Origin of the sequence: Rhodobaculum claviforme (assembly GCF_016653255.1) — a bacterium.
Taxonomy (GTDB): Bacteria; Pseudomonadota; Alphaproteobacteria; order Rhodobacterales; family Rhodobacteraceae; genus Rhodobaculum; species Rhodobaculum claviforme.
In genome coordinates this window covers 1-3,668 of record NZ_NHSD01000175.1, presented here as the reverse complement: position 1 = coordinate 3,668, position 3,668 = coordinate 1, and the positions used below count along the sequence as shown (strand labels likewise).

Sequence of the window (3,668 nt, the reverse complement as noted above, 5' to 3'; positions counted from 1 at the left end):
GGGTCATGGGCGGGATCCTGCAACATTCCGATTATCGGACCAAGATATAGTTTCGGTCCCGATAAAAGGAATGCGTTGACATGTGTTCAAAATGAACGTTTGCTTGGGGTCAGTTCGGCTTGCGTCCGATCGACGCACGGGCCGCCCGGCGCGGCCCGACAGCCCCCACCCCGGCGAAAGGCGACAGATGCTGCCATTCGTGATCAAGCGCCTCGGCTTTGCGGTCATCACGCTGTTCAGCGCGCTGACGCTGGTGTTCGTGCTGGTGCGCGTGCTGCCGGGCGATCCGGCCATGGTGATCCTGGGCGACCAGGCGAGCGCGGCCAACATCGCGGCGCTGCGCGACCAGCTCGGCCTGAACGAGCCCATCGTGGTGCAGTACGCGCAGTTCCTGTGGCAGGTGGTGCAGGGCAACCTCGGCAATTCCATGGTCACCGGCCGCCCGGTGTCGGAGGAGATCCTCGCGGTCCTGCCCTATACGCTGGAGCTGACGATCGCGGCGCTGATCCTGGGTGTCCTGCTGGGGGTTCCGGCGGGGGTGTGGGCGGCGGTGCGGCGCAACCGGGCGCCGGACTATGTGCTGCGGTTCCTGTCGCTGCTGGGGCTGTCGCTGCCGGCGTTCGTGGCCGCCATCATCCTGCTGATGGTGTTCGCGATCCAGCTGCGGTGGTTCCCCGTCATCTCGGCCGGATCGGGCGAGGGGATCGTGGACCGCCTGCGCCAGATGGCCCTGCCGACGCTGGCGCTGGCGCTGATCATGATGGCCTACATCACGCGGGTGACGCGCTCGGCGATGCTGGAGGTCCTCAACCAGGACTTCGTGCGCACCGCGCGGGCCAAGGGGGCGGGCACGCGCTCGGTGATCTGGACCCATGCGCTGGGGAACTGCACCATCCCGATCACGACGGTGGTGGGCCTCTATCTGGGCATCCTGATCGGCAACTCGGTCCTGACGGAGATCGTGTTCTCGCGCCCTGGCCTGGGCAAGCTGATCCTGATCGCGCTGCAGCAACGCGACTACACGCTGCTGCAGGGGATGATCGTGATCTACACGCTGATGGTGGTGGTGGTGAACCTTCTCACCGACCTGACCTATGGTTTCCTCGATCCGAGGATCAAGTACAAATGACCGATACCGTTTCCGCACCCCCCGCCGCGATCGCGCGCAAGGGCCGGGTCCGCAGCTTTGTCGCGCGGCTGAACCTGACAACCTGGATCGGGCTGGCGATCATCACGTCGCTGGTTCTGCTGGCGGTGTTCGCGCCGGTGTTCGCCACGCATGCGCCGTCGCGGCAGAACATCATGGACCCGCTGATCGGGCCGGGCGGGGACTACCTGCTGGGCACGGACCAGTTCGGCCGGGACATCTGGTCGCGGCTGCTGTTCGGGGCGCGCTATTCGCTGACGATCGGGGTCAGCGCGATCCTGCTGGCGATGGTGGTGGGCACGCTGATCGGGATGATCGCGGGGTATCTGGGCGGGCGCATCGACATCATCTTCATGCAGGTGATGGATGTGGTGCTGGCGTTCCCCGCGCTGATCCTTGGCCTTGCGCTGGTGGCGATGCTGGGGGCGACGCTGACGAACATCATCATCGCGATCGCCTTCACCGCCACGCCCGCCTTTGCCCGCATCGCCCGCGCCGGCGTCATCGCGCAGCGCGACCGGGAATATGTGCAGGCCTGTCAGGCGATGGGGTTCTCCGGCCCGCGGATCCTGTTTCGCCACATCACGCCCGCGATCATGCCCGAGGTGATGGTCATGGCGTCCCTGTGGATGGCGACCGCCGTGCGGACCGAGGCGTCGCTGGCCTTCATCGGCCTGGGGCTGGCGCCGCCCACCCCCACCTGGGGCGGCATGGTGCGCGACGGCTTCGACAATATCCTGAGTGCCGCGCATCTGGCCCTGATCCCCAGCATGGCGATCCTGGTGCTGGTGCTGGCGTTCAACCTGATCGGGGACGGGCTGCGCGACGCCATCGACCCGCGGCTGAAGGATACCGGCTGATGGCGTCTCCTGTCCTTTCGGTGCGCGATCTGTCCATTTCGTTCGGCCGCACCACGGTCGTGCATGACCTCAACCTGACCATCCGGGCCGGTGAGACGCTGGCGGTGGTGGGCGAATCCGGGTCGGGCAAATCCGTCACCTCGCTCGCGATCATGGGCCTTCTGCCCGAGGGCATCGGGCGTGCGTCGGGCGAGATCGCGCTGGAGGGGCGCTCGCTCCTGACCCTGCCGGAAGCCGAGATGCGCAAGATCCGCGGCGGCCGCGTCAGCATGATCTTTCAGGAGCCGATGACCTCGCTCAACCCCGTCCAGCGGGTGGGCGACCAGCTGGTCGAGGTCATCCGCATCCACCAGGGCCTGCGCGGCGCCGCGCTGAAGGCCGCCGTGCTGGAGATGATGAAGAAGGTCCGCATCCCCGACCCCGAAACCCGGATGCGCCAGTACCCGCACACGTTTTCGGGCGGCATGCGCCAGCGCGTGATGATCGCCATGGCGCTGGCGTGCGATCCGGTCCTCATCATCGCGGACGAACCCACCACCGCGCTCGATGTCACCGTACAGGCGCAGACGCTGGCGCTGCTGAAGGATCTGCAGCGCGAAACCGGCACGGCGGTGCTGTTCATCACCCATGACATGGGCGTCGTGGCCGAGGTCGCCGACCATGTGCTGGTCATGCGCCACGGCCGCGAGATCGAAAGCGGCAGCGTGCACGAGGTCTTCTCCAACCCGCGCGACCCCTACACCCGCAGCCTGATCGAGGCCGCGCCCAGCATGGCCGGCAAGGCCGCCACCCACACCGCCCCGGCCGTGCCCACCGACGGCGTGCCCGTCACCTTTGCCGGCGACAGCCCGGTGATCGAGGTGTCCGGCCTGTCGGTGCGCTTTGCCATGCGCGGCGGGTTCCTGGGGCGGCTGACGGGGATGGTGCACGCGGTGGAGGATGTCTCGTTCGCCATCGGCCGCGGCGAGACGCTGGGGCTGGTGGGCGAATCCGGGTCCGGCAAATCCACCATCGGCAAGGCGATCATCAACCTCGCCCCGGTGCACGCGGGCCGGGTGACGGTGTCGGGGCGCACGGTGGATTACGACGACCCGCGCAGCCTGGCGCTGTTGCGCCGCGACGTGCAGATGATCTTCCAGGACCCGTTCGGATCGCTCGATGCGCGCCAGACCATCGGCTCGGCCATCATCGAGCCGATGCAGGTGCACGGGCTGGCAAAGGGCCGCGCGGCGGTGGAGAAGATGGAGTGGCTGCTGGAGCGTGTCGGCCTCGATCCCCGCCGGGCGTCCTCGCTGCCGCATGAATTCTCGGGCGGGCAGCGCCAGCGGATCTGCATCGCGCGCGCGCTGGCGATGGAGCCGAAGCTGATCATCGCCGACGAGGCGGTGTCCGCGCTCGATGTCACCATCAAGGGCCAGATCATCGAGCTGATGATCGACCTGCAACGGGACTTCGACGTCTCCTATCTGTTCATCAGCCACGACATGGCGGCGGTGGAGCGTATCTGCGACCGCATCGCCGTGATGTATCTGGGCGAGCTGGTGGAGATCGGCGCGCGCGCCGACGTGATCGGCCGCCCCGGCCACCCCTATACCCAGCGGCTGTTGCAGGCGATCCCGATCACCCACCCCGACCAGCGCGGCCTGCGCCCGGCCCCGCCC

Annotated in this window: 3 protein-coding genes; all 3 read left to right on the top strand. The window is 67.7% G+C overall.

Annotated features, from left to right (window positions below; translation table 11 throughout):
• The first annotated feature begins 187 nt into the window (after positions 1 to 187).
• On the top strand, positions 188 to 1,129 hold the full coding sequence (locus CCR87_RS05760) for an ABC transporter permease (protein ID WP_201156611.1): 942 nt from the start codon (positions 188 to 190) through the stop codon (positions 1,127 to 1,129).
• Positions 1,126 to 2,007, top strand: a complete 882-nt coding sequence (locus CCR87_RS05755; protein ID WP_201156610.1) for an ABC transporter permease — start codon at positions 1,126 to 1,128, stop codon at positions 2,005 to 2,007. The genes CCR87_RS05760 and CCR87_RS05755 overlap by 4 nt, the downstream gene beginning before the upstream one ends.
• Positions 2,007 to 3,668 (top strand): ABC transporter ATP-binding protein (locus CCR87_RS05750; protein WP_201156609.1); only part of this gene is annotated, 1,662 nt, incomplete at its 3' end. The genes CCR87_RS05755 and CCR87_RS05750, both read left to right, overlap by 1 nt.

Excerpts from the sequence above, each read along its gene's own strand:
- CCR87_RS05760 (WP_201156611.1), top strand. The coding sequence starts at position 188 with ATGCTGCCATTCGTGATCAAGCGCCTCGGCTTTGCGGTCATCACGCTG.
- CCR87_RS05755 (WP_201156610.1), top strand. The coding sequence starts at position 1,126 with ATGACCGATACCGTTTCCGCACCCCCCGCCGCGATCGCGCGCAAGGGC.